General features: G+C 60.0%; 22 protein-coding genes and 1 pseudogene. 9 read left to right on the top strand and 14 right to left on the bottom strand.

Translation table 11 applies throughout. The features are described from left to right. Nucleotides 1-5: 5 nt before the first annotated feature. Nucleotides 6-755: an enoyl-CoA hydratase-related protein gene (locus ACM110_RS01335; RefSeq protein WP_416126244.1), complete on the top strand. Its 750-nt coding sequence runs from the start codon at nt 6-8 to the stop codon at nt 753-755. A gap of 206 nt (nt 756-961) precedes the next feature. Here the strand turns inward: ACM110_RS01335 and pyk are convergent, their stop codons facing one another. Then, nucleotides 962-2,413: a pyruvate kinase gene (gene pyk / locus ACM110_RS01330; protein ID WP_338582673.1), complete on the bottom strand. Its 1,452-nt coding sequence runs from the start codon at nt 2,411-2,413 to the stop codon at nt 962-964. 170 nt (nt 2,414-2,583) lie between these two features. On the opposite strand from pyk, the gene ACM110_RS01325 reads away from it, so the two are divergent. Next, nucleotides 2,584-2,967 carry a tetratricopeptide repeat protein gene (locus ACM110_RS01325; protein ID WP_338582672.1) on the top strand — a complete coding sequence of 128 codons (384 nt, stop codon included), beginning with the start codon at nt 2,584-2,586 and terminating at the stop codon, nt 2,965-2,967. 247 nt (nt 2,968-3,214) lie between these two features. Further along, nucleotides 3,215-3,574, top strand: coding sequence for a PilZ domain-containing protein (locus ACM110_RS01320; RefSeq protein WP_338582671.1), 360 nt, complete (start codon nt 3,215-3,217; stop codon nt 3,572-3,574). A gap of 86 nt (nt 3,575-3,660) precedes the next feature. On the opposite strand, the gene ACM110_RS01315 is transcribed toward ACM110_RS01320, so the two are convergent. From ACM110_RS01315 to ACM110_RS01290, 6 genes are read right to left on the bottom strand one after another with little or no spacing between them, the layout of a single operon-like run. Continuing rightward, complete coding sequence (locus ACM110_RS01315) at nt 3,661-4,992, bottom strand: DUF58 domain-containing protein (RefSeq protein ID WP_416126243.1); 1,332 nt, start codon at nt 4,990-4,992, stop codon at nt 3,661-3,663. After that, on the bottom strand, nt 4,989-5,990 hold the full coding sequence (locus tag ACM110_RS01310; RefSeq protein WP_338582668.1) for a MoxR family ATPase: 1,002 nt from the start codon (nt 5,988-5,990) through the stop codon (nt 4,989-4,991). The genes ACM110_RS01315 and ACM110_RS01310 overlap by 4 nt, the downstream gene beginning before the upstream one ends. After that, nucleotides 5,987-7,153, bottom strand: a complete 1,167-nt coding sequence (locus tag ACM110_RS01305; RefSeq protein ID WP_416126242.1) for a DUF4350 domain-containing protein — start codon at nt 7,151-7,153, stop codon at nt 5,987-5,989. The genes ACM110_RS01310 and ACM110_RS01305 overlap by 4 nt, the downstream gene beginning before the upstream one ends. Then, nucleotides 7,150-8,694, bottom strand: coding sequence for a DUF4129 domain-containing protein (locus ACM110_RS01300; RefSeq protein WP_416126241.1), 1,545 nt, complete (start codon nt 8,692-8,694; stop codon nt 7,150-7,152). Before ACM110_RS01300 ends, ACM110_RS01305 begins: the two co-directional genes overlap by 4 nt. Continuing rightward, nucleotides 8,681-9,658, bottom strand: coding sequence for a stage II sporulation protein M (locus ACM110_RS01295; RefSeq protein WP_416126240.1), 978 nt, complete (start codon nt 9,656-9,658; stop codon nt 8,681-8,683). The genes ACM110_RS01300 and ACM110_RS01295 overlap by 14 nt, the downstream gene beginning before the upstream one ends. Then, nucleotides 9,655-10,380 (bottom strand): RDD family protein, encoded by a 726-nt coding sequence (locus tag ACM110_RS01290; RefSeq protein WP_416126239.1) that lies wholly within the window; start codon nt 10,378-10,380, stop codon nt 9,655-9,657. Before ACM110_RS01290 ends, ACM110_RS01295 begins: the two co-directional genes overlap by 4 nt. Before the next feature lie 184 nt (nt 10,381-10,564). On the opposite strand from ACM110_RS01290, the gene sbcB reads away from it, so the two are divergent. After that, entirely contained in the window at nt 10,565-11,995 is a 1,431-nt protein-coding gene (sbcB, locus tag ACM110_RS01285; protein WP_416126238.1) for an exodeoxyribonuclease I, read from the top strand. A gap of 101 nt (nt 11,996-12,096) precedes the next feature. On the opposite strand, the gene mvaT is transcribed toward sbcB, so the two are convergent. Next, nucleotides 12,097-12,474 (bottom strand): histone-like nucleoid-structuring protein MvaT, encoded by a 378-nt coding sequence (gene mvaT, locus ACM110_RS01280; protein ID WP_007933316.1) that lies wholly within the window; start codon nt 12,472-12,474, stop codon nt 12,097-12,099. 338 nt (nt 12,475-12,812) lie between these two features. Between mvaT and purU the strand changes: the two genes are divergently transcribed. Next, a complete protein-coding gene (gene purU / locus ACM110_RS01275) occupies nt 12,813-13,661 on the top strand; it encodes a formyltetrahydrofolate deformylase (protein WP_338582659.1) in 849 nt (282 codons plus the stop codon). Between the two features lie 82 nt (nt 13,662-13,743). After that, nucleotides 13,744-13,920 carry a hypothetical protein gene (locus ACM110_RS01270; RefSeq protein ID WP_416126237.1) on the top strand — a complete coding sequence of 59 codons (177 nt, stop codon included), beginning with the start codon at nt 13,744-13,746 and terminating at the stop codon, nt 13,918-13,920. A gap of 73 nt (nt 13,921-13,993) precedes the next feature. Here ACM110_RS01270 and ACM110_RS01265 read toward each other — a convergent pair whose 3' ends face one another. The 5 genes and pseudogenes from ACM110_RS01265 to ACM110_RS01245 all read right to left on the bottom strand — a co-directional run. Continuing rightward, nucleotides 13,994-14,989 (bottom strand): lysylphosphatidylglycerol synthase transmembrane domain-containing protein, encoded by a 996-nt coding sequence (locus tag ACM110_RS01265; RefSeq protein WP_416126236.1) that lies wholly within the window; start codon nt 14,987-14,989, stop codon nt 13,994-13,996. Continuing rightward, nucleotides 14,986-15,762, bottom strand: coding sequence for a DUF2334 domain-containing protein (locus ACM110_RS01260; protein ID WP_416126235.1), 777 nt, complete (start codon nt 15,760-15,762; stop codon nt 14,986-14,988). The genes ACM110_RS01265 and ACM110_RS01260 overlap by 4 nt, the downstream gene beginning before the upstream one ends. Further along, a complete protein-coding gene (locus ACM110_RS01255) occupies nt 15,755-16,876 on the bottom strand; it encodes a glycosyltransferase family 4 protein (protein ID WP_416126234.1) in 1,122 nt (373 codons plus the stop codon). The genes ACM110_RS01260 and ACM110_RS01255 overlap by 8 nt, the downstream gene beginning before the upstream one ends. 200 nt (nt 16,877-17,076) lie before the next feature. After that, the gene (locus ACM110_RS01250; RefSeq protein ID WP_416126407.1) at nt 17,077-17,841 is read right to left on the bottom strand and encodes a methyl-accepting chemotaxis protein; all 765 of its coding nucleotides are present in this window, start codon (nt 17,839-17,841) and stop codon (nt 17,077-17,079) included. Nucleotides 17,842-17,934: 93 nt separating this feature from the next. Further along, nucleotides 17,935-18,966: pseudogene (locus ACM110_RS01245) on the bottom strand (cache domain-containing protein); the annotation flags it as partial. Nucleotides 18,967-19,155: 189 nt separating this feature from the next. On the opposite strand from ACM110_RS01245, the gene ACM110_RS01240 reads away from it, so the two are divergent. Further along, the gene (locus ACM110_RS01240) at nt 19,156-20,637 is read left to right on the top strand and encodes a helicase HerA-like domain-containing protein (RefSeq protein WP_416126233.1); all 1,482 of its coding nucleotides are present in this window, start codon (nt 19,156-19,158) and stop codon (nt 20,635-20,637) included. A gap of 89 nt (nt 20,638-20,726) precedes the next feature. Here the strand turns inward: ACM110_RS01240 and ACM110_RS01235 are convergent, their stop codons facing one another. Next, on the bottom strand, nt 20,727-21,182 hold the full coding sequence (locus ACM110_RS01235) for a DUF721 domain-containing protein (RefSeq protein WP_416126232.1): 456 nt from the start codon (nt 21,180-21,182) through the stop codon (nt 20,727-20,729). A 308-nt stretch (nt 21,183-21,490) separates the two neighbouring features. Here ACM110_RS01235 and secA point away from each other — a divergent pair, with 308 nt between their 5' ends. Together secA and argJ are read left to right on the top strand one after the other, a co-directional pair. After that, nucleotides 21,491-24,226, top strand: a complete 2,736-nt coding sequence (gene secA / locus ACM110_RS01230) for a preprotein translocase subunit SecA (RefSeq protein WP_338582646.1) — start codon at nt 21,491-21,493, stop codon at nt 24,224-24,226. Between the two features lie 120 nt (nt 24,227-24,346). Next, a complete protein-coding gene (gene argJ / locus ACM110_RS01225) occupies nt 24,347-25,564 on the top strand; it encodes a bifunctional glutamate N-acetyltransferase/amino-acid acetyltransferase ArgJ (protein WP_416126231.1) in 1,218 nt (405 codons plus the stop codon). Nucleotides 25,565-25,684: the final 120 nt, after the last annotated feature.

The raw sequence follows: 25,684 nt of genomic DNA, 5'->3' as shown, positions 1-25,684 counted from the left end.
CGACCATGACCGATGCCATCCAGATTGAACGCGAACGCGGCCTGCTGACCCTGCGCCTCAATCGCCCGGAAAAGAAAAACGCCCTGACCCGCGCCATGTACAGTCACTTGGCCGAGGCGTTGAAACAGGCCGACACCGATCCCGAAATCAACGCCGTGCTGATCACCGGCTCCAGCGAGTGCTTCACCGCCGGCAACGACATCGCCGATTTCATCCAGCAACCACCGGGCAATCTCGACAGCCCGGTGTTCCAGTTCATGCTCAACCTGCTCGAATGCCGCAAACCGGTGATCGCCGCCGTGGCCGGTGCGGCAGTGGGCATCGGCACGACGTTGTTGCTGCATTGTGATCTGGTCTACGTCAGCCGTGACGCACGTTTGCGCATGCCGTTCGTCAACCTTGGCTTATGCCCGGAATTTGGTTCCAGCCTGATCCTGCCGCATTTGCTCGGGCAGGCTAAAGCGGCTGAGTTGTTGCTGCTCGGCGAAGGGTTCAATGGTGAACAAGCGGCCGCGTGGGGCATCGCGTCGGAGGCCTTGGGCAGTGGCGAAGAGGCGTTGGCCAGGGCGCGGGAGATGGCTTTGCGTTTTGAGTCACTGCCGCCGGAAGCGGTGCGCATCAGCAAGCAATTAATGAAGGCGCCGGATCGGGAGTTGATTCGTAAGGTGATCGAGGAAGAGGGTGCGTTGTTCACTCAGCGGTTGCGTTCGCCTGAGGCGTTGGCGGCGTTGACCGGGTTTATCAAACGGCATTGATTGTGTTGTGTCAGGGCTGGCCTCATCGCGGGCAAGCCCCGCTCCCACAGTGATTGGTGTTGTTCACAAAACTGGCCTCCAACACAAAACCTGTAGGAGCCGAGCTTGCTCGCGATGGGGCCAGATCAGACGACACACATGCAGGATCAAAACAAAAAGCCCCGCCATTCACATGGCGGGGCTTTTGTTTTTCAGCAACCGGTCACTCAGACCATCGGGTCGCCAACGTGCAGGATTTTCATGCCGTTGGTGCCACCGGTGGTGTGGTAGCTGTCGCCCTTGGTCAGGATGACCCAGTCGCCTTTTTCCACGACGCCGCGCTTGACCAGCTCGTCGATCGCCTTTTGGCTGACTTCGTGTGGCTCCAGCGAGGCCGGGTCGAACGGAATGGTGTACACGCCACGGAACATTGCTGCGCGCGCCTGGGTTTCGCGGTGCGGCGAATACGCATAGATCGGCACCGAAGAACGGATGCGCGACATGATCAGCGGGGTGTAGCCGCTTTCGGTCAATGCGATGATCGCTTTAACGCCCGGGAAGTGGTTGGCGGTGTACATGGTCGCCAGCGCAATGCTCTCGTCGCAGCGGGTGAACTCCTTGCCGATGCGATGGCTGGAGGTCTTGCCGGTCGGGTGCTTTTCAGCGCCGACGCAGATACGCGCCATCGCTTGCACGGCTTCCAGCGGATACAGACCGGCAGCGGATTCGGCAGACAACATCACGGCGTCGGTGTAGTCGAGCACGGCGTTGGCCACGTCGGACACTTCGGCGCGGGTCGGCATCGGGTTCTGGATCATCGACTCCATCATCTGGGTCGCCACGATCACAGCCTTGTTGTGGCGGCGTGCGTGCAGAATGATCTTCTTCTGAATGCCCACCAGTTCGGCGTCGCCGATTTCCACGCCCAGGTCACCACGGGCAACCATCACCGCGTCGGAAGCCTGGATCAGGCCGTCGAGGGTTTCGTCGTCGGCTACGGCTTCAGCGCGTTCGATCTTCGCCACCAGCCAGGCAGTGCCGCCGGCTTCGTCGCGCAGTTGACGGGCGTATTCCATGTCGGCGGCGTCACGCGGGAAAGAGACCGCGAGGTAGTCGACTTCCATTTCCGCAGCGAGCTTGATGTCGGCCTTGTCTTTTTCAGTCAGGGCCGGAGCGGTCAGGCCGCCACCGCGACGGTTGATGCCTTTATGGTCGGACAGCGGGCCGCCGATGGTCACGGTGCAGTTCAGTTCGGTGGCCGTGGCGGTATCGACGCGCATGACTACGCGGCCGTCGTCGAGCAGCAGCTCGTCGCCCACACCGCAGTCCTTGACCAGATCCGGGTAGTCGATGCCGACCACTTGCTGGTTGCCTTCGGTCAGAGGATGGCTGGTGGAGAAGGTGAACTTGTCACCGATCTTCAGCTCGATCTTCTTGTTGGCGAATTTGGCGATACGGATTTTCGGGCCTTGCAGGTCACCCAGCAGGGCGACGAAGCGACCGTGCTTGGCGGCCAGGTCACGCACCAGCTTCGCGCGAGCCTTGTGCTCGTCGGGGGTGCCGTGGGAGAAGTTCAGGCGGGCGACGTCCAGGCCAGCCAGAATCAGCTGTTCGAGAACTTCCGGCGAGTTACTGGCCGGGCCAAGGGTAGCGACGATTTTGGTACGACGGACGGACATGCAAAGACTCCTGAGTTCAAGCGCTGAGTGAGGCTACTATGGTCCGAAGTTGTAGTCATTGTTCGTTTGCACTACTTAATGCTTTCTTTATTGAACACTACAACTTTGCACCGGCAGCCTGAAGATTTCCGCCCGCGGGTCGATACAGCGTTCAAGACAGGAGATCCCCCATGCGATTCGTGCTCATTGCCGCCCTTGCCATCAGCGCCCTCAGCGTCACGGGCTGCACCCGATTTTCCATGAACCATCATTTGAACCTTGCCTACAGCGCCTATGACCGGGGCAACTGCGAGCAGGTCATGCTCGAACTGTCCAAGGTCGAGCGCGCCAGCCGGGCGCGGCCTTATGTCTGGCCGGAAGTGTCGATGATGCGCGGCCAGTGCCTGGAACGGCAGAAAATGTTCATCGATGCCGCGCAGACTTACCAGTTCATCATCGCTTCATACCCGCAAAGCGAATACGCCTACCGCGCTCGCGCCCGCCTGGAAACCTTGCAGAGCCTGGGTCATTACCCGACCCGCAGTGCCGCAGCGGTACGCCCGACGCAGTTCTGATGCTGGTTGTCATTCAATAGCTGGCCGACCGGCGGCGGTGAGCTATAGTCGAATAAACCGGTTTTAGAGCCGTGCCTCTAAACCGAGGTAACACCTGTGATCGGCAGGAGTAAGCGGCAGCGGTTTCGCGGACTGTCGCACCAGGATCGGGGAGAGCAGGTCGCTTTGTCTTTATGGCAACAACAGTCAGACCTGTTCCGAAGCATTAGTGCGGCCCTGCTTAAGGGCCTTGCGTAGCGAATTCAGCATGTTCACTGACCGCCGGATCGAGCGGCATCAACTGCCGTATTTTCTGAAAGTGTTCAACAGCATCACTGACAAACCCATTGGCTATCTGGGCAATGTCTCTGAAGACGGACTGATGCTTATCAGTCAGTTGCCGATGATGATCGGCGCGGATTTCGGCTTGCGCCTGAAGATCCCCGTCGGCGATGGCGGCCAACAGGTCATCGACTTGCGGGCGTGTTGTCTGTGGTGCCACGAAGACGCAACGCCTCACCACTATGACGCCGGGTTTACCCTGCAACGGGCACCGCCGGAATATGGACAACTGGTGGAGGCGTTGAAGCAGTATTTCAGCTTTCAGCCGTTGCCGGCTTCAGCCTGACAATCAAAAGATCGCAGCCTGCGGCAGCTCCCACATTTGAAATGCTTGCACCTGTAGGAGCTGCCGCAGGCTGCGATCTTTTGATCTTAAACGCTGCCGCTTCGCTTCCAGCTCAAATACTGCGTGACCAATTGCGTGCCCAATTCCCCGGGCCGCGCATCCAGCACCGGCACGCCATGAGCGCTTAACCGCTCATGGAGTTCGACCCGTGCATTCAAGTAATTCACCGTGCCGCAATAGGCCAGGGCTTCGGGCAAAGTCTGCACGGGTGTTTCCCGCAGATTGTCGAGTACGTCTTCGCGCAGGCTCGCGACCAGCACCCGATGCTGTTTGCTCAGGCGTTTGACGGCTGTCAGCAATTCTTCATCGTCCTCATCGCGCAGGTTGGTCATCAGCACCACCAGCGCCCGGCGTTTTTGTCGAGCAAGCAGTTGAGTGATGGCGGCTTGGTAGTCAGCGCTGCGTTGGCTGCTGTTCAGATCGTAGACCGTATTGAGCAAGACGTTGAGTTGCCCGCTGCCTTTGACCGGGGCGAGGTAGCGTGGTTGATCGCTGGCAAAGGTGCTGAACCCCACTGCATCTCCCTGACGCAGTGCGACGTAGCTCAACAGCAGGCAGGCATTGAGCGCGTGATCGAAATGCGCCAGCTCTGTGTCCTGGCTGCGCATGCGCCGGCCGCAGTCGAGCATGAAGATGATCTGCTGGTCGCGCTCATCCTGATACTCCCTGGCAATCGGCGTACGTTGGCGGGCGGTGGCTTTCCAGTCGATCTGGCGCAGGCTGTCGCCCTCGCGAAACTCGCGCAATTGATGAAATTCCAGCCCTTGGCCACGGCGTTGATGCTGGCGTACGCCGAGCTGACTGAGCCAGTTATCCACAGCCAATAATTGGCCACCATAAAGGTGGGCGAAGTCGGGAAAGACACGAGTGTGGTCAGTCACGCTCAGCAAGCGTTTGTCGGACCACAGGCCCAACGGGCCCGGCAGGTTGACCTCGCAGTGTTCAAAACTGAAGTGCCCGCGTTTGAGCGGACGCAGACGATAGCTGCTGAAGCTGCGCTGGCCGGGTTGTAATTGCACCCTCAGCGGCAGGTGTTCGAAACTCAGGCCGTCCGGCACATGGTCGAAGAGTTGCAAGTCCAGTGGTTGCGCAAAATCGTGCTCAAGCTCCAGTCGTACTTCACTCCAGCGACCCAGGGCCAGGCTGCCGGGCATATGCCGTTGCAGACGCGGTGAGGGCAAGCGTTTGAGACGGATGGCATCGAGTACCGCCAGGGCCAGCAGCGCCAGCAGCAAACCCCAATTGATCCGCGAAAGGTACGACGGCAGCGCAAATTCCAGCGCCTGCAAAGCACCCAGCGCAATGCCGATGGCCAGCAGCAAGGCGAGCCAGAGCAGCAACAGCCGGCTGGGTTTCACAGGCGCGGCGCCGCGACTTGATCGAGTAATTGCCGCAACACCTGATCGACCTCCAGCCCTTCGATATCCAGTTCCGGCGCGATGCGCACGCGATGACGCAGCACCGCCAGTGCGCAGCCTTTTATGTCATCCGGAACCACGAACTCGCCACCGCGCAACAAAGCCCGCGCCCGTGCGCAACGTACTAGCGCAATGGAAGCCCGAGGCCCGGCACCGAGTGTCAGGCCCGGCCAGCTGCGGGTGGTGCGAGCCAGGCGAACGGCGTAATCGAGCACCTGATCATCCAGCGGCAAATCACTGGCGATGCGTTGCAAGGCCAGCACATCCTTGGCCTGCAACACCGTGCGCAGCGGCTGCACATCGAGCATGTCGGCACGGGTCGAGCGACTGACCTGACGCACCATGTTCAATTCCTGCTCGGCGTCGGGATAGTCCATGCGCACCTTGAGCATGAAGCGATCCAGCTCGGCTTCCGGCAGCGGGTAAGTGCCTTCCTGTTCGATGGGGTTTTGCGTGGCGAGCACCATGAACGGTTGCGCAATGGGCAGGGCGCGTCCTTCAAGAGTGACTTGCCGTTCCTGCATGGCTTCGAGCAATGCAGCCTGGGTTTTTGCCGGCGCGCGGTTGATCTCGTCGGCCAGCAACAGATTGGTGAACAGCGGACCTTTGCGCAGTTTGAATTGCTCGGTCTGCAAGTCGTACACCGCATGTCCGGTGACGTCGCTGGGCATCAGGTCAGGGGTGAACTGGATACGCGCGAATTCGCCACCGAAGCAGCGCGCCAGCGCCCGCACCAGCAAGGTCTTGCCCAGTCCCGGCACACCTTCGAGCAGCACATGGCCACCGGCAATCAATGCGGTGAGCACATCGTCGATGACCGTGTTCTGGCCGATCACGGCTTTTTGCAGTTCGCCGCGTATCGCTTGCGCCAACTGACTGGCGCGCTGGCGTTGCTGCGCGGCATGGCTGGGAGCGTCGGGCTCGATCGCTTCACTCATAAGGCGTTCCTCAAGGTTTGCAGATGGGCGACCTGACGGCTGAACTCAGCGCTGGACAGTCGCTGCTTCGGTCGCGGGCTCATGGCCTGGCTGATAGCGCGTGTGGGTTGGCCGGTCAGGCGCGCAAGCACCAGCCATTGTTCGGCGACGCCGAGTTGGTCATAACCGGGATGACGTCGTCGGACCCGGCGCAGAATGTCTTGTTGCAGCGATTGCAGCAGGCTGTGCTGACCGTTGCGCCGCAACATGAAGTCGGCAGTCGCACGCAGGTGCTCCTGCAATTGCCGGCGTGCTTTCGGCGCCGGTTCCTGCAATGGCCCGTGGCGCACACCGACATGCCACAACGCCAGGCCGATCAGGGCAATCAAGGCGACCAGTGCCTGGGGGAAATGGCGCAGCAACAATGTCCACAGGCTGTCGTGATCGGTGTCGTACAGCAGCGTCACGCTGGTGTCCGCCGTCAAATACCAGAGCAGCCAGGCATTGTCGTACTGGCCGATCACCGGAGTTTTCCACAGGTCGGCGTCGGTCACCACGATGATCGAACCGAGCCCGTGGTTGAGCTGCATCATGTGCGTGGCCTTGCCACTGTTGGCCCAGGCCTGGGCGAGGTTTTTCGGGTCTTCGAGATGGAACGCGGTATCGAAGCTGGCGTAGGCCGGCGCGTCCTCGTTCTCCAGGTACAGCTTGGTCAGTTTCGGGTAGGGATCGTTGTCGACAGCGGTCGGTGGATCCTTGAGGTCTTTGCTCAAGGATTGGTGCAGTTGTACCCGGTCGAGCAGCAGGTCATTGCTTTGCCCGGTCTTTTCATCCCACAGCGATTGGGCGACAAACAGCAGGCGCCCGCCAGCGCGGGTCCAGTTCATCACTTGATCAATTTGTCGCGGCGTCATGTTGTAGCGATCCCCCAGCAACAACAGGCTGTGCTGATGCGGATCCAGACTGGGCAGGATATCGAGGCCGTTGGCATGACTGACGACCAGGCCCTGCTTGCGCAGGAAGTGTTCGGCGGCCAGGTATGGATTGGCCTGCGCTTCGGGGGCGGGGCCGTGATCGATTTCGGCCGGGTAGGGCGTGGCTTTCAGATACAGATAAACACTCAATGCGGCCAGCAGCACGGCGATTGAAATGCCGAGCACCACCGGCCAGGCGCGCCGGTTCAATGCGCCGCTCCCGGACCGAACAAGGCTCGCCAGCCGTTGCACAGTTCCTGCTGCGAATGCGCCGGCGGCAAACGATGCCCGTAGGCCATGTTCTGCCAGTGCCCGGTCAGGTTTCGGCTGAAGGCCAGCAAGGCCGGTTGTTGCAATTGCTCGACCCGTTCCAGCACCTGGCCTTCGGTATCGGCCTCTTTCAAGGTGAGGTCAAAGTCATGCAGCAAGTGGCTGAGCAGGGCGCGATAGAGCAACCCGAGCGCTTCCCGTGGGTGAGTCTCCCAGAGACCTTCAGCGCTGGCGGCGATGTCGGCGGGCAAGGTTTCGCGGTTGAGGTCCAGGCCGAACGCCTGTTGCGGCATCGGTCGCGAGGCTTTTTTGCCCGGGCCTGGGCGACGGCTGACGAAGGCTTGCAGCCAGTCGCGATAACGCCAGATCAACAGACCGATGGCGCCGATCACGGTGCCCCACAGCAAGGCCTCGATCAGCGTGGCCACGGCGCCGAAGCGTTGGCTGTCAAACAGCTCGAACAGCGCTTTGAGCCACTGCGGGATCTTGTCGTCGTCCGGGGTTTGGGCGCTGGTTTTGTCCTCGCCGAATCGATAGCGGGTGACGGTTTCCTTGTTCTTGAACGGTGGCTGATCGAGGATCGCCTTGATGCTGTCTCGGGACGCCTGGCTGGTCAGTGGCTGTTCCAACAGGCGCGGGCTGTCAGGGGTAATCACCGGTTCGGCGGCCCAGACACTTGGCGTGGACGGCAGCAACAGAATCGCCGCCAGCAGCAGCGCAATGGTGGTGCCGTTCAAACGCTGGCGCATGCGGCGGAACACCAGCTCGATGTCCCAGGCTTCCAGCACCGTGCGCCGGTTCAGATAAAGGCTGAAGCCGCAGGCCACGTAGATCGGCTCCCAAACCACCAGCACCAGGGCATAAAAGACGTTGGTCAGGTGTTCCAGCCAGCGCCAGTCCTGAGTGGCGGCGGTCATCAGCGACTGCCAGCTCCAGTCGAGGGCCACCTGTTGCGGCAGCAGCAGATAGAACAGCACCATCAAGCCGACCCACAGTGCGGTTTCCAGGTGCACACCAATCAGCGTCAACCACCGCGCCGCGCCAGCGTCCCGTTGCAACAACACCTGCATACGCTGCTGGCGCGCCTCACCGCTCAGCCCTTCGAGTTGCACCACCGGCAGCAGGAAGCTGCGGCTCATACTCAAGCGTCGCCAGGTCAGGCTCGCCAGAAGTTGCGGCTTGAGCAACTGCGGCCATTGCACAAGCGCCTGCTTCAGCGTGGGTGTTTCACCAAACATGGCCTTGGACAGGATGTACAGCGGCAGGCGTTCGAATGCCGGTTTTAGCCACCAGAAGATGAACACCGCGACGGACGGTGATTCCCACAGCAGCCAGGACAGCAGCGCAAAAAACGGCAAGGTCACGATGGCCCAACTGGTCATCAGCAGGCGCCGATGACGCTGGCTCAAGAGCACCCCGAGGTCCATGGCTTCCCAGGTCGGGCGCGGGCGGATCACCACACTGGCGTCACTCAGGCGCATAACGCACCCGTCCGGCAAACAGCAGATAAGCCGCGACCAACAGCCAGAGCAGCGCGCCGACGAGATATTTGGTCATGGGCGTCGGTGCCGTCATTGACGACCAATAGGCTTCGATAAACGCGGCAATCAGTAGAAACAGCATGACCCCGCAAATCAGCAACACACTTTTTCGCGCCGCCAAACGCAAGGCCTCGGCACGGGTCAGGCGTCCCGGTGCGATCAATGCCCAACCCAATTGCAGGCCGGCGGCACCGGCCAAGGCAATGGCGGTCAGTTCGAAGGCACCATGGCCGATTACAAAAGACCAGAAGGTTTGCCCGTAGCCGATTTGCGTCAGATGCCCGGCCACCGCGCCGATCGTCAAACCGTTGAAGAACAGGAAAAACGCACTGCCCAGGCCAAACAGCAAACCGCTGGCGAAGGTCTGAAAAGCGATCCCGATGTTATGCATGATGTAGTAGCCGAACATCACCCAGTCTTCACTGGCAGCTCGCTCCGCCGAGCGCCCGAGGTGACCGGCCTGCGGGTCGTACATGCCCTGCATTTCACTGACCTGTTCGGCCGGAATCAGGTTGTAGATCAGGTCGGGGAACAGATAGACCAGCAAGGCAAAGCCGATCAGGCTGCCGAAAAACATCAGGCTGGCGGCGAGTACGAAGCGCCACTGTTCGCGTACCAGTCGCGGGAAATCCGCGAGGATGAAAGCCAGCGCGTTGGCGCCCAATCGGCTGCGATGCCGATAGAGCTGTTGATGCCCGCGCAGGACTTGTTGCTGCAACGAGTCGATGAGGAAACTGCTGTAGCCGCGTTCGCGAGCCAACGCCAGGTGTTGGCAAATGCGCCGGTAGTCGCCGGGAAAACTGTCGACACCCGTGGCGTCCTTGTTCCGCTCCAGTCTTTCCAGCAGCAGGGTGAATTGCTCCCATTCGGCCATGTGCCGGTGTTCGAAAAGACCTTGCTTCATGCCGGCCCCAACAGGCCGCGGGCGATGCCGTTGAGTTCGGCCACGGCGTGTGGCGCCGGAACCTGCAACGGTTGCGCAAGGATCGATGCCAGTTCATTGACCCTGGCGGGGGAGAGTTCAGCCTGGCGCTCGGCGAAACCGAGGATGGCGCGTTGCTCGGTCAGGGTCAGGGTAAATGCCGGGCGACGCGGTTCGGCGGGCGGCAGTTGCGGGCGGGTGAGCGGTTGTTCGCGATAGATCACCAGCGTGCCGGCGGCGATGTCGCCGAGGCGCTTGAAGCTGGGATGTTGCAGGCAACTGATGGCCCCGAGGAAGTAGCCGAACGGCAGCAGGTCGACGAAGCGCAACAGGTTTCGCAGCAACGACGCGGACCAGCCAATCGGTGTGCCGTCGTCCTGCACCACCCGCAAGCCCATCCACTGCTTGCCCGGCGAGCGGCCCTGGTTGAGGACTTCGAACAGCACCATGTACCACCAGCTCACGGCGAAGATCAGCAACGAACCCAGCCCCGCGCCAAGTTTCCCCAGCATCGCCAACACAATGAACAGCAGGCCGAGGATCAACCCGCGCAGCGCCAGATCGATGGCGAACGCCAATGCACGAACCATCAACCCGGCCGGGCGCAGAGGCAAGTCGATGCCTTCCGGCGTTTCGACCTGATACCGCGTATCCAGTGGCGGGGACAGCGTCGCTTTCCTTGGCAGTGCTGTGGTCTCGAGCATGGGCAACCTGATGATGTGGCCTGATCGGGATGTCTCGTCACCCGATGCTAGCAGCCTCGTCGGGGGAAACGACATAACTATGTATTGCCCGGTGAGTAACCAGAGATGTTTGAATCACAAGATTGCTGGCCGGAGCGGGACATGAACGCCTAGACTTCGTCGATCTTCAGTTCAGGAAACGCCTGTGACCTCCATCTTCTGGTACGACTATGAAACGACGGGCATCAACCCCCGTTGCGATCGCCCACTGCAAATGGCGGGGCTGCGTACTGACTTCGATCTCAATGAAATAGACGAGCCGGTCAACCTCTATTGCCAGCCCAGTGACGACATCCTGCCGCACCCGGCGGCCTGTGCGATCACTGGCATTACCCCAGGCCAATTGGCAGAACTCGGTCTGAGCGAAGCCGATTTCATGACCCGGGTGCACGCGCAACTGGCTGCTCCCGGCACCTGTGGCGCGGGGTACAACACCTTGCGTTTCGACGACGAGATGACGCGCTACAGCCTGTACCGCAACTTTTTTGACCCTTACGCAAGGGAATGGCAGGGCGGTAACAGTCGCTGGGATCTGATCGATGTGGTCCGCGCCGCGTATGCCTTGCGTCCCGATGGCATCGTTTGGCCGACTAACGACGAGGGTCAGGTGACACTCAAGCTCGAACGCCTGACCGCCGCCAACGGCATCGATCATGGCAATGCCCACGAAGCGCTGTCGGACGTGCGCGCCACCATCGCCCTGGCGCGGTTGCTCCGGGAAAAGCAGCCGAAGCTGTATGACTGGCTGTTTCAGCTACGCAGTAAACAGAAGGTGCTGGATCAGATTCGCCTGCTGCAACCGATGGTGCATGTGTCCGGACGTTTTTCCGCGGCGCGCAACTTTGTCGGCGTGGTATTGCCGCTGGCGTGGCACCCGCGCAACAAGAATGCGTTGATTGTCTGTGACCTGCATCTCGACCCCCAGGGCTTGCTCGATCTGGACGCCGAAGCCCTGCGTCAGCGCTTGTACACGCGCCGCGATGATCTGGCCGAGGGAGAGTTGCCGGTGCCGCTGAAGCTCATCCACATCAATAAATGCCCGGTAGTGGCACCGCTGTCGGTACTGCGCCCGCAAGATCAGCAACGTTTGGGTCTGGATATGGCGCTGTATCAGCAGCGTGCACTGCGGCTAAGTGACGCGCAGAAAGTCTGGCGGGACAAAGTTTCAGCTATTTACGCCAGTGAGGATTTTTCTGTCAGCCAAGACCCTGAACAACAGTTATACGACGGTTTTATCGGTGACCGTGATCGACGACTATGTGAACAAGTCCGCAGCGTCGACCCGGTGCAATTAGCTCAAGAGCAATGGCCTTTCGATGATGAACGCTTGCCGGAATTATTGTTTCGATATCGCGCACGCAACTTTCCCGACACGTTGAACCAGGTAGAGCAAGAACGCTGGCGAATATTCTGTCAGAAACGTTTGACGACACCTGAGTGGGGGGCGCCGAATACCCTGGAAAGTTTTGTAGAGGCCTCAGCCCAATGGGCGCTTACTGCGACGCCGTTTCAGCAAGACGTACTCAATCAATGGCAGGAGCATGTCCAGGGATTACGCAAACGTTTGAATCTTTGAATTCGAACATGAGCGCCGGGTAAAGTCCGGGCATAAAAAAACGCCAGCGTTATGCTGGCGTTATTTTTTGTCGCAGATCTATACGCGACAAGCGCTGCGGCTTAGCCCAGCAGGGTAGCCCAGCCTTCAACCACGTCACCGCCCCACTTGGCTTTCCACTCTTTCAGAGTCTTGTGGTTGCCACCTTTGGTTTCGATGACTTCGCCGTTGTGCGGGTTTTTGTATTGTTTAACTTTGCGAGCGCGCTTGGTGCCGGTAGTTTTTACTGCGCCGCCGCGTGGTGCCTTGGTTTTGGATTCCGGATCCAGCAAAGCAATGATGTCACGCAGGGACTTGGAGTATTCGCCCATCAGGGTGCGCAGTTTGCCTTCGAATTCCAGCTCGGTTTGCAGTTTGTCGTCTTGGGACAGGTTCTTCAAACGGGCTTGCAGCTCTTTGATAGCTTCTTCGGTGGCACGGTATTCGTTGATCAAGGACATGGTTACTACCTTATGTAGGACGCGGGATGGCAGGGGACAGTGCGGCAATAATAGTCAGGGTGTTTCATCAAGTAAACATTTAACCGGGGTTTATTTAATTAAATTACGATGAATTCGGCGGACATTGGATGTGCTGTTAAATAGTTCGAATCGTGCGCTACAGATATTTACAAACCAGTGCTTGTAGATGGCTAACTTCACTGCGACAGCGTGAGGCTTGTGCGCTGCCGGGAGCCTTGTCGGTAGCCATCGGACGAGACAGTACGTCATCAATACTGCAGTTTTGCTGCGCAATCGCTAGAATGGCGGCCTTTGCGAAGTTCTGGAGTTTCCCCCTCATGCGCACTTTTCGGCTGGTGATTTCTTGCCCGGACCGCGTCGGCATCGTTGCTAAAGTCAGTAACTTTCTGGCGTCCCATAACGGCTGGATCACCGAAGCGAGCCATCACTCGGACAACCTCAGTGGCTGGTTCTTCATGCGTCACGAAATTCGTGCCGACTCGCTGCCATTCGGTATCGAGGCCTTTCGCGAAGCGTTCGCGCCAATTGCCGAAGAGTTCTCGATGGACTGGCGGATCACCGATACCGCGCAGAAAAAGCGCGTCGTGTTGATGGCCAGCCGCGAGTCCCACTGCCTCGCTGACTTGCTGCATCGCTGGCACAGCGATGAGCTGGACTGCGAAATCGCCTGTGTGATTTCCAACCACGACGACCTGCGCAGCATGGTCGAATGGCACGGCATTCCGTACTACCACGTGCCGGTCAATCCACAGGACAAGGAGCCGGCCTTCGCCGAAGTCTCGCGTCTGGTCAAACATCACGATGCCGAAGTGGTGGTGCTGGCGCGGTACATGCAGATCCTGCCGCCCGAGTTGTGCAGTGAATATGCACACAAGGTCATCAACATTCACCACAGCTTCCTGCCGTCGTTCGTCGGGGCCAAGCCGTATCACCAGGCGTCGCTGCGTGGTGTGAAACTGATCGGTGCGACCTGCCACTACGTGACCGAAGAGCTGGACGCCGGCCCGATCATCGAGCAGGACGTGGTGCGTGTCAGCCACAGCGACAGCATCGAAGACATGGTGCGTTTCGGCCGTGACGTCGAGAAGATGGTGTTGGCCCGTGGCCTGCGTTATCACCTCGAAGACCGGGTGCTGGTGCACGGCAACAAGACCGTGGTGTTCTGATCAACACACGACACGGTTGAAATTCGAAGGGCCTGGGCGTTCAATCGCTACAGGTCCTTTTTTTTGCACTGAGGATATGAGCATGGCCGACCCACTGGACAAAGCCACTTCCAAGGCGCCCGCCACATTGGGCGAAGGTTGCCTTAGCCGGTACGACCCGGATGACATGAGCCCGGAAGATGGCACGGACTTTCCGGGAGCGGCCGAGTTGTGGGAGCAGTTGCAGGATGAGTCCGACGATAAATCCGGGGATGCTTGAAAAGATCGCAGCCTTCGGCAGCTCCTACATGGGAACACAGTACTTGTAGGCGCTGCCGAAGGTTGCGATCTTTTTATGCCTGCTTGAGCTTCATCAGCTTCTTGAGCAGCGGGCGTCCGAGCATCAGCAGGAACACCGGCCCGCCGACCAGCAGATAGAAGTAATAGGTCACCGCCCGCCAGATCAGAATCGCCGCCGCCGCAGTGGATTTCCCCACCATGGGCGCCAACAGCGCCGCCGACGTCAATTCCGCCGCCCCGGCCCCGCCCGGTAACAGGCTGAATTGTCCCGCACTCAGTGAAAGCATCTGGATCAGAAAACTCCAGGCCCACTGCAAGTCCGCCCCCAGCCCGCGCAGTGCCAGATACAACACGCTGTAACGCAGGATCCAGTGCAGGCAGGTGAGAGCAAACACCGTGATCAATGTCTGAAACGGTAGCTTCAATGTGTCGGTAAATGCCGCCAGAAAATGCAGGAGTTTTCGCGCCCAGCGAACCCGTGTCGCAGACTGGACGTTGAGCCGAGCCAGTAACCTACCGCTCAGGCGAATCAGCAACCGGTGGTAACGGGCCACCACCACGCAACAGACCAGGCCACCGAACATTGAGACGGCGCTGACAATCAGCAGCCACTCCATGCGCTGGCTGAGGTGCTGGAACAGCGCATAAATCAGAATCCCGCAAAGAGCGCAGAGGAAAAACAACAGATCGCTAAGCTGATCCATGGCGAACACGGCGCTGCCCCGGGCCGGACGCACGCCGTTACGCGCCAGTAACGCCATGATGGTCAGTGGCCCGCCGCTGCCGCCGGGAGTGGCGCAGTAGGCGAATTCGGCGGCCATCACCACGCCGAGGCTTTTGACCGGGCTGAGCCTGTCGCGTTGATCCCCCAGCAACAGGCGCAGGCGTAGGGTGTTCACCCCCCAGCACAGGAGGATCATGCCGAACATGACCAGCAGCCAACTCAGTGGAAAACTGTTCAACCGCGACCAGGTTTCACTCCCGCCCAACAGCCAGGGAATCAGCACCGCGGCGAGCAGGCCGATCAACAGCAGAATCCCGCGACTCATGCGGCGCGTTCCACGTGTTTATTTTGCAGTGCCAGCCAATGCGCCTTGGTCATCGGAACCCGGCCTTCGTCGAGCAGACGCTTGAGGGTTTTCAGCCAGTAAGTACGCGAGAATTCATGGCGCATATCCACCGGATGCAAGCCAAGGCGAATGACCGGTGCCTGTCGCCAGCGTTGTTCGAGTTGACCGCTGATCAGTTTCGACAAGCCCCGGCGCCAGGCACTGCGCGCACTCCAGACCAGTCCGGGGGCATCGACCGCTGTGAAATCCGGCAAGCGATACAGATGCTGCGCGTCACTGGTGTAACTCAAGGGCAATTGGCGCAAGGCCTGGCGCGTGCCTTCGCTCATCAGCCAGGAGGGGGCGACAAAGCCCTGCAACGGCCATTGGTTATGGTGGAACACTTCAATGCCGGCGTGCAAACGGGCGAGGGCGGCCTCATGGGACAGGCTGTAAAACTCACCTTCATGGGTATAGATCCGACGCATGAACCAGTCCCGGGGATTGTTTGCCATCGGTCCATCATCGCAATGAAAATAGCCATGCAGCGCCAATTCATCGCCACGGGCGAGTCGTTCGGAGAGCAGGCGACAAAAATCCGGATGCGCTTGCAGATCGTTGTGCTTGTGAAAGTCCGGCACCACCAGCCAGGTCATCGGCACATTGCCGAGCGCGTCGACGGCTTCAACGAATGGCTGGTAATCGATCCAGGTTTGCGGCGCGACATCGTGCAGCACCAGTAACAGGCTGGGCGTATGCATTGATTCAGCCATTGGCCGCTCGCGGCCACTGGCTGCCGAGTACGGCGTGATAGTGGCCGAGCAAGCTGTTGACCACGGTGTCCCAGGCGTAATGCTGCTCGACATGGCGCCGCGCATGCTGCCCGACGGCCGCGCTGCCCTGGCTGAACAGTTCGCGCACGGCGTTGGCCATGGCCAATGGATCGTTGGGGGCACACAACAGGCCACATTGATCGGTGATGATTTCCTCGAACGCGCCGGCTGCCACAGCGACCACGGGGATGCCACAGGCCATGGCTTCGAGGATGACCAGGCCGAAGGTTTCCTGATCGCCGGCATGCAGCAAGGCGTCGGCGCTGGCCATCAGGCGGGCGACTTGCGCGGCAGGGCAGAATTCATCGATGACGGTAACGTTGGCAGGCACAGCAGTCGGCATCGACGAACCGACCAGCAGCAGGTGATAGCGCTTGCCCAGGCGTTTCATGCAATCGAGCAGCACCGGCAGGTTTTTCTCTTTGGAACCGCGCCCGGCGAAGATCAGCAGATGAGTGTTTTCGTCGAGGCCCAGTTCGGCGCGCAGGCCGGGATCGCGCGCATCGGGATGAAACATCTGCAAATCGACGCCCAGTGGCTGCACGAAAACGTTCTTCACGCCCAGGCCGGTCAGTTTGTCTGCCATCACCCGGCTCGGCGCCAGCACCCGGTCGAAGTTGCCGTAGAGCTTGCTGACATACGCTTCAACATTGGTGGTTACCCAGTTGCCCATGCGGTTGCTGACCAGCAGCGGCAGATCCGAGTGATAAAAGCCGATCACCGGCACATCCAGTTGCCGCCGCGCATCCAGGGCCGCCCAAGCGGTGAGGTACGGATCGCCGACCTCGATCAGTTCAGGTTGCAGATCGTGCAGGACATTGCGCCAGGGCGCGAGACGGAGGGGGAAGCGATAACCCTTGCCGAAAGGCAGGGCGGGGGCCGGAACGGTGTAGATGCCATCCTGTTCACTGAATACAGCCCCGGGAATCAGCAAACTGTGACGGGTGCCCGGCCTGTTGCACAGGCGATGATGCTTGGCATCCAGATAAGTGCGCACGCCACCGCTGGCAGGGGCGTAGAACATGGTTATGTCAGCGATATGCACGATGAACATTCCTCCGGTCCGTTGCTCTCCTTGGTTGACCTTAATGAAGAATAGATGTTCGGTTGGGGTTCGGAGGGTGCGCTATCAGTGGAGGTTTTGTGGTGTTGGTCGGACCGCCATCGCGAGCAAGCTCGCTCCCACAAGGATCTTTGTTGCACTGGAAATCCACTGTGGGAGCGAGCTTGCTCGCGATGGGGCCGGATCAGACGCTAGATACGGAAACTGCCTACTAACTGCTTCAACCGCGCCGCCTGCTGCTCCAGATCCGAACACGCCCGCAACGTCGACTGCAGGTTTTCCACGCCTTCCTGGTTCAGCGTGTTGATTTCGGTAATGTCGACGTTGATCGATTCCACCACGGCCGTCTGCTCTTCGGTCGCCGTGGCCACCGACTGGTTCATGCCGTCGATTTCACCGATGCGCTGGGTCACGCTGCTCAGGCGTTCGCCGGCCAGGTTGGCGATTTCCACGCTGTCCTGGCTGTGGCGCTGGCTGTCGCTCATGGTGCTGACGGATTCGCGGGCGCCGACCTGCAGCTCCTCGATCATGGTCTGCACCTGTTGCGCCGATTCCTGGGTGCGATGCGCCAGGTTGCGCACCTCATCGGCCACCACGGCAAACCCGCGCCCGGCTTCACCGGCCCGCGCCGCTTCAATGGCCGCGTTGAGCGCCAGCAGGTTGGTTTGCTGGGAAATGCTGGTGATCACTTCGAGAATCTGCCCGATGTTCACGGTTTTGCTGTTGAGCGATTCGATGTTGCTGCTCGATGCGCTGAGCATGGTCGACAGCTTATTCATCGCGACAATGCTGCGATCCACCACCTGCTGGCCATCTTCCGCCAGGCTGCGGGCATCGCTGGCCTGATTCGACGCTTGCGCGGCGTTGCGGGCGATTTCCTGGGCGGCGGCGCCGAGCTGATTGATCGCGGCGGCGACGCTGCTGGTGCGCGAGGCCTGCTGGTCCGAGTTGAACATCGAGGAGTTGGAAGCGGCCACCACACGCAATGCCACTTCGTTGACTTGGCCGGTGGCCGAAGACACTTCGCGGATCGAACCGTGGACGCGCTCGACGAAACGGTTGAACGCCGTACCGAGAATGCCGAATTCGTCGTTGTTCACAATGCTCAGGCGTTTGGTCAGGTCGCCTTCGCCGTCGGCAATGTCGGCCATGGCGCGGGTCATGACGTGCAGCGGCTGGATCAGAATACGGATCAGCATGCCCAGCAGCGCGATGATGATCACCACTGAAATGACCGTCGCAACCACCGCCGAGGCGCGGAATTCGCTGAGCATCGAGAAGGCTTTTTCCTTATCGATGGACAGACCGATGTACCAGTTGACCGATGGCAGACCCTTGATCGGCGTGAAGGTCACGATGCGGGTTTTGCCGTCGACCTCTACTTCACTGAAGTCGCGGCTGATGCGCGGGGTGTTTTGCGGATAGGCCTCGCTCAGCGACTTCATCACCAGGGTTTTGTCCGGGTGAACCAGGATCTTGCCATCGGCGCTGACAAGGAAGGCATAACCCATGCCGTCGAAATCGCGGGCGCTGAGGGTGTCGATCAGGGTTTGCAGGCTCAGGTCGCCGCCGACCACGCCGACGCTTTGCCCGGACTTTTTCGAGGCCATGGCCATGGAAATGATCGTTTGGCCGGTCGCCGCATCGATGTAGGGTTCGGTCAGGGTCGCGGTGCTGCTGTTTTCCGCACCCTTGTACCAAGGGCGCACCCGCGGGTCGAAACCATCGGGCATCTTCGCATCCGGGCGGATGGTGAAGTGCCCGGTCGCGTCGCCCAGGTAGGACGCCATGAAGGTCGATGTCAGCGCTTTCTGCTCAAGCAGTGCGGCAACGGTGGCTGGCTCGGGGTTGATGGCGATGTTCTGCGCGAGGTTCTCGATCAGCAGAATGCGACCGGCCAGCCAGGTCTGGATGTTATTGGCAGTGACGTCACCCATCTCGTTGAGATAGTTGTCCAGGTCTTCGCGAATGGCATTGCGCTGTAAATAGTCGTTGTACAGGCTGAAGGAGGCGAAAGTGGCTATGACGATGAGGGCGGCGGCAAGCAGGATTTTATGGCTGAAGCGTAGATTTTTGTTCATGGCTTGGGGTTCCGCTAAGGTCTTTATGTCCATCGCGTGCTTTTATAAAGGAACGCAAAATGGGCATGGTTGAAAGCAAGTGATATTTCCGTCGCTCCTTAAGGGAAATGTCCTACCAGATTGTGTCTGTCTGCTTTGTTGTCTTTCCTATCGGCCATGCACGACCAAAGATTAACCATGGGTGACCAAATGCCTGACTCATTGCAACTCGTTATCGGCGCCGATCTTTCGGGGCAGCCGATCGCCCAGGCCATGCGTCTGGCCAATCGACACGGTTTGATCGCAGGCGCTACCGGGACCGGCAAGACCGTCACCTTGCAACGTATGGCCGAAGCTTTCAGCGATGCCGGCGTGGCGGTGTTCGCCGCCGATATCAAAGGTGACCTGTGCGGTTTGGGCGCTGCCGGCAACCCTCAGGGCAAGATTGCCGAGCGGATTGCCGGGATGCCCTGGCTGAACCATAAGCCGGCCGCGTATCCGGTGACCTTGTGGGACATTCACGGTCAGTCCGGTCATCCATTGCGCACGACCTTGAGCGAAATGGGGCCGTTGCTGCTGGGCAGTCTGCTGGAATTGACCGACAGCCAGCAGTCGGCGTTATACGCTGCCTTCAAGGTCGCGGACCGCGAAGGCCTGTTGCTGCTGGATCTGAAAGACCTGAAGGCGCTGCTCAATCACCTCAAGGACAACCCGGAACTGCTGGGAGACGACGCGGCGCTGATGACCACCGGTTCCAGCCAGGCGCTGTTGCGGCGCCTGGCAACCCTTGAGCAGCAGGGCGCCGAGGCCCTGTTCGGCGAACCGGCGCTGCAACTCGAAGACATTCTGCAACCGACCGCCGATGGCCGTGGGCGCATTCATTTGCTCGATGCCAGTCGTCTGGTGCATGAGGCACCGAAGGTCTACGCGACGTTCCTGCTGTGGCTGCTGGCCGAACTGTTCGAGCAACTGCCGGAGCGCGGGGACTCGGACACACCGCTGCTGGCGCTGTTTTTTGACGAGGCGCATTTGTTGTTCACCGGCACGCCCAAGGCGTTGCAGGATCGTCTGGAACAAGTGGTGCGGCTGATTCGTTCAAAAGGCGTGGGCGTGTATTTCGTCACCCAGTCGCCCGGCGACCTGCCGGATGATGTGCTGGCGCAACTGGGCCTGCGCATCCAGCACGGCTTGCGCGCGTTCACCGCCAAAGAACAGAAATCCCTGCGAGCGGTGGCCGACGGCTTCCGGCCGAATCCGGCGTTCGATGCCTTGTCGGTGCTGACTGAGCTGGGTATCGGCGAAGCGCTGGTCGGCACCTTGCAGGACAAGGGCACGCCGGAGATGGTCCAGCGTGTTCTGGTGGCGCCGCCGCAGTCGCGGATCGGGCCATTGAGTGACACTGAGCGTACCGTGCTGATCGGTGGCTCGCCGTTCAAGGGGCGTTACGACAAACCGATTGATCGCGAGTCGGCTTATGAAGTGCTGATGGGGCGCAAAGGCCTGGCACCGGAACCCGAGGCGGCACCGGGCAAACCGGCAGAGCCGAGTTTCACCGAACAGGCTGGAGAGTTTCTCGGCACGGCGGCAGGGAAGGCACTGAAGTCGGCGATGCAACAGGCGGCGAATCAGATAGGTCGTCAGTTGGTGCGCGGATTGATGGGTTCTTTATTAGGTGGCAACAAGCGTCGTTAAAAGCAAAGATCGCAGCCTGCGGCAGCTCCTACAGGGAATCGCATTTCCATGTAGGAGCTGCCGAAGGCTGCGATCTTTTGATCTTGTTTCTAGTTCTTGGTCTTGGCGTGTGCAGCCAATCGTTCCAGCGCCGCTCGCAGGTTCGGATCGCTGATGCCATCGGCCGTCGCCTGGATGGTCGCCGCCGCATCAATCGACAAGTCCATGGTATGCCCGACCGCACCTTGCTGAACGGTAGGCGGCTGGACCTTGAACAGGATTCGCGTGAGGCTGGCGAACTCGTCGAACATTTGCAGTTGCCGTTGCAGACGTTTTTGCTGGTAACGCAGGCGTGTAGCCCAATGACCGTCAGTGACGATCAGCAACAAACTGCCTTCGCGCCACGAAGCGACATGGCAGTGTTCGCGAGCGGCGGGTTGCAGTTGGCTTTCGAGCAGACGTTGCAGATGTCCAAGGCGTTGAGCGTGGCCGAGAATGGCTTTGAGCGGCTTGGCTTCGCGAAGCAGAACGGCGGGTGCTCGGGCCGTAAGAGGGCGAAATGCCATGATCCAACACCTGAAGTTACAGAGTCGCCATGGTAGCAGAAAGCACCCGATGCACCTGACCCATTGCTTTTGTCCCTGCTTTACCCATTAAATCAACAACTAACTTCTGCCCTGAACGGCTTGAAGTTGAGCAAAACGCCCCTATTTTAAGTGAGCCCCGTCAAAGCGCAGTGCCAGCATCGTGGAATATCGCCACTTTCCTCACTTCCGTTTCCGGGTAGAATGCTCGTTCGCATGCGGCCATGAGGGCTGCACGGGCGACTCACGGGGCCGCCCTCCATCCCTTTAGTGTGGAAGATCCTGCCGATATGTTTGCGCCTTTGTTAAAGAAACTTTTTGGAAGCAAGAACGAGCGTGAAGTCAAACGCATGCTCAAGACGGTGCAACTCGTCAATGCCTTCGAAGAGCAAATGGTAGCCCTTTCGGACGATCAATTGCGTGCCAAGACAGATGAGTTCAAGGCCCGCGTCGCCAAAGGGGAAACCCTCGACAAGCTGTTGCCAGAAGCCTTTGCGGTCGCCCGCGAAGCCGGCAAGCGCGTCATGGGTATGCGCCACTTCGACGTCCAGCTGATCGGCGGCATGACCTTGCATGAAGGCAAGATCGCCGAAATGCGCACCGGTGAAGGCAAGACCCTGGTGGCAACACTGGGCGTTTACCTCAACGCATTGTCCGGCAAGGGCGTGCACGTTGTGACGGTGAACGACTACCTGGCCCGTCGTGACGCCAACTGGATGCGTCCGCTCTACGAGTTCCTCGGCCTGACGGTCGGCGTGGTTACGCCGTTCCAGCCGCCGGAAGAGAAGCGTATTGCCTACTCCGCCGACATCACCTACGGCACCAACAACGAATTCGGTTTCGACTACCTGCGCGACAACATGGCGTTCAGCATGGAAGAAAAATTCCAGCGCGAACTCAATTTTGCCGTGATCGACGAAGTCGACTCCATCCTCATCGACGAAGCCCGTACCCCGCTGATCATTTCCGGTCAGGCCGAGGACAGCTCCAAGCTGTACATCGAGATCAACAAACTGATCCCGAAGCTGGAATTGCATGTCGAAGAAGTCGAAGGCGAAGTTACCAAGGCCGGCCACTACACCGTTGACGAGAAGACCCGCCAGGTCGAACTCAACGAAGCCGGTCACCAGTTCGTCGAAGAGTCGCTCACCAGCCTCGGCTTGCTGGCTGAAGGCGAGAGCTTGTACTCGGCCCACAACCTGAGCCTGCTGACTCACGTTTACGCCGGACTGCGCGCGCACAAGCTGTTCCATCGCAACGTCGAATACATCGTGCAGGACGGTCAGGTTGTACTGGTCGACGAACACACCGGTCGTACCATGCCGGGTCGTCGTCTGTCCGAAGGCCTGCACCAGGCCATCGAAGCCAAGGAAAACCTGAACATCCAGGCCGAGAGCCAGACCCTGGCATCGACCACGTTCCAGAACTACTTCCGTCTATACAACAAACTGTCCGGCATGACCGGTACGGCCGACACCGAGGCGTTCGAGTTCCATCAGATCTACGGCCTGCAGGTCCTCGTCATTCCGACGAACAAGCCGCTGGCCCGTAAAGACTACAACGACCTGGTGTTCCTGACCGCCGACGAGAAATACGCGGCCATCGTCACTGACATCAAGGAAAGCATGGCCGCCGGCCGTCCGGTGCTGGTGGGTACCGCGACCATCGAAACGTCCGAGCGCATGTCCGACCTGCTCAACAAGGAAGGCATCGAGCACAAGGTCCTGAACGCCAAGTTCCACGAAAAAGAAGCCGAGATCATCGCCCAGGCCGGTCGCCCAGGCGCACTGACCATCGCCACCAACATGGCCGGTCGTGGTACCGACATCCTGTTGGGCGGCAACTGGGAAGTGGAAGTCGCTTCGCTGGAAGATCCGACCCCTGAGCAGATTGCCCAGATCAAGGCCGACTGGCAGAAACGTCACCAGCAAGTGCTCGAGTCGGGCGGTTTGCAGGTGATCGCTTCCGAACGTCACGAATCGCGCCGTATCGACAACCAGTTGCGTGGTCGTGCCGGTCGCCAGGGTGACGCCGGTTCCAGCCGTTTCTACCTGTCGCTGGAAGACAGCCTGATGCGCATCTTTGCCTCTGACCGGGTGAAGAACTTCATGAAAGCCTTGGGCATGCAGCCTGGCGAAGCGATCGAGCACCGCATGGTGACCAACGCCATCGAGAAGGCTCAGCGCAAGGTTGAAGGCCGCAACTTCGACATTCGTAAGCAATTGCTCGAGTTCGACGACGTCAACAACGAACAGCGTAAAGTGATCTATCACATGCGTAACACGTTGCTGGCCGCCGACAACATCGGTGAAACCATCGCCGATTTCCGTCAGGACGTGCTCAACGCTACCGTCAGCGCGCACATTCCACCGCAATCGCTGCCAGAGCAGTGGGACGTGGCCGGTCTGGAAGCAGCGTTGCAGAGCGACTTCGGTGTGGCGCTGCCGATCCAGCAGTGGCTCGACGAAGACGATCACCTGTACGAAGAAACCCTGCGCGAAAAACTGATGCAGGAACTGATTGCAGCGTACAACGAGAAAGAAGACCAGGCGGGCGCCGAAGCGCTGCGCACCTTCGAGAAGCAAATCGTTCTGCGCGTGCTGGACGACCTGTGGAAAGACCACCTGTCGACCATGGATCACCTGCGTCACGGTATCCACTTGCGTGGCTATGCCCAGAAAAACCCGAAGCAGGAATACAAGCGCGAGTCGTTCACGCTGTTCTCCGAGCTGCTGGATTCGATCAAGCGCGACTCGATCCGCGTGCTGTCGCACGTTCAGGTTCGCCGCGAAGATCCGATCGAAGAAGAGCAGCGCCTGCGTCAGGAAGCCGAAGCACTGGCCGCTCGCATGCAGTTCCTGCATGAAGAAGCCCCAGGCCTGGAGCAGCCGGAGCAGTTGGGTGAAGAGGTCGATGTGGCCCTCGCCACCGCACCGGTTCGCAACGAGCAGAAGCTGGGCCGCAACGAGCTGTGCTACTGCGGTTCGGGCAAGAAGTTCAAGCATTGCCACGGGCAGATCCAGTAAAACCCGTTTCAATCGCTGAAATACCCGCGCCGCGACCGGCCTATGCCGTCGCGGCGTTTTGCCATTTAAACCACCGTTCCTGCCGAGCGGTGCAGACATCATTTAGTTAGGAGCGCATTCATGGCTGTTGGTCTTGGTCCTTTGCCAACGTTGCACCCGGTTGCCGGTTTTGAACTCGGTATTGCCTCGGCCGGTATCAAGCGCCCGGGGCGCAAGGATGTCGTGGTCATGCGCTGTGCCGAAGGCTCCACCGTGGCGGGCGTATTCACCTTGAACGCCTTTTGCGCCGCTCCCGTGATCCTGGCCAAGCAACGCGTGCAAGGTCCGGTGCGTTACCTGCTGACCAACACCGGCAACGCCAACGCCGGTACCGGTGAGCCAGGCCTGGCTGCCGCCGAGCGCACCTGCGCCAAGCTGGCCGAGCTGACCGGCGTGGACGCCAACCAGGTGCTGCCGTACTCCACCGGTGTGATCGGCGAGCCGCTGCCAGTCGAGAAAATCGAAGGCGCACTGCAAGCCGCTCTCGACGATCTGTCGGTCAACAACTGGGAAGCTGCCGCCACCGGCATCATGACCACCGACACCCTGCCAAAAGGTGCGAGCCGCCAGTTCCAGCACGACGGCGTGACCATCACTGTTACCGGCATCAGTAAAGGCGCCGGCATGATTCGCCCGAACATGGCGACCATGCTCGGCTACATCGCCACCGACGCCAAAGTTGCCCGCGACGTGCTGCAAAACCTGATGCTGGACGGCGCCAATAAGTCGTTCAACCGCATCACCATCGACGGCGACACCTCGACCAACGACTGCTGCATGCTGATCGCTACCGGTCAGGCAGCCTTGCCGGAAATCACCCGGGCTGAAGGCGAGCTGTTCGCCAAGCTTAAGCAAGCGGTGTTTGAGGTTTGCATGGACGTGGCCCAGGCCATCGTGCGTGACGGCGAAGGCGCGACCAAATTCGTGACCGTTGAAGTCAATGGCGGCGGCAATCACCAGGAATGCCTGGACGTCGGTTACACCGTGGCCCACTCGCCACTGATCAAGACCGCACTGTTCGCCTCCGACCCGAACTGGGGCCGTATCCTGGCCGCCGTTGGCCGTGCCGGCGTACCGAACCTGGACGTGAGCAAGATCGACGTGTTCCTCGGCGACGTGTGCATCGCCAGCCGTGGCGCCCGCGCCGCGACCTACACCGAAGCCCAGGGCGCGGCGGTGATGCAGCAGGAAGAAATCACCATCCGTATCGAACTCGGTCGCGGTGATTGCAGCGAAACCATCTGGACGACTGACCTGTCCCACGAGTACGTGAAGATCAACGCCGAGTACCGTACTTAAGACGAGTCGGTCGAGCGCGACCCGGCCCATCGCGGGCAAGCCCGCTCCCACAGGTTCAGTGGCGTACACAAATGTTGTGTTCAACGCGGTCACTGTGGGAGCGGGCTTGCCCGCGATGGC

Origin of the sequence: Pseudomonas sp. NFX98, from assembly GCF_047784845.1 — a bacterium.
In the GTDB taxonomy this organism is placed as follows: Bacteria; Pseudomonadota; Gammaproteobacteria; order Pseudomonadales; family Pseudomonadaceae; genus Aquipseudomonas.
The sequence above is the reverse complement of the archived record's forward strand: the minus strand, read 5'-3'. Positions and strand labels throughout refer to the sequence as shown.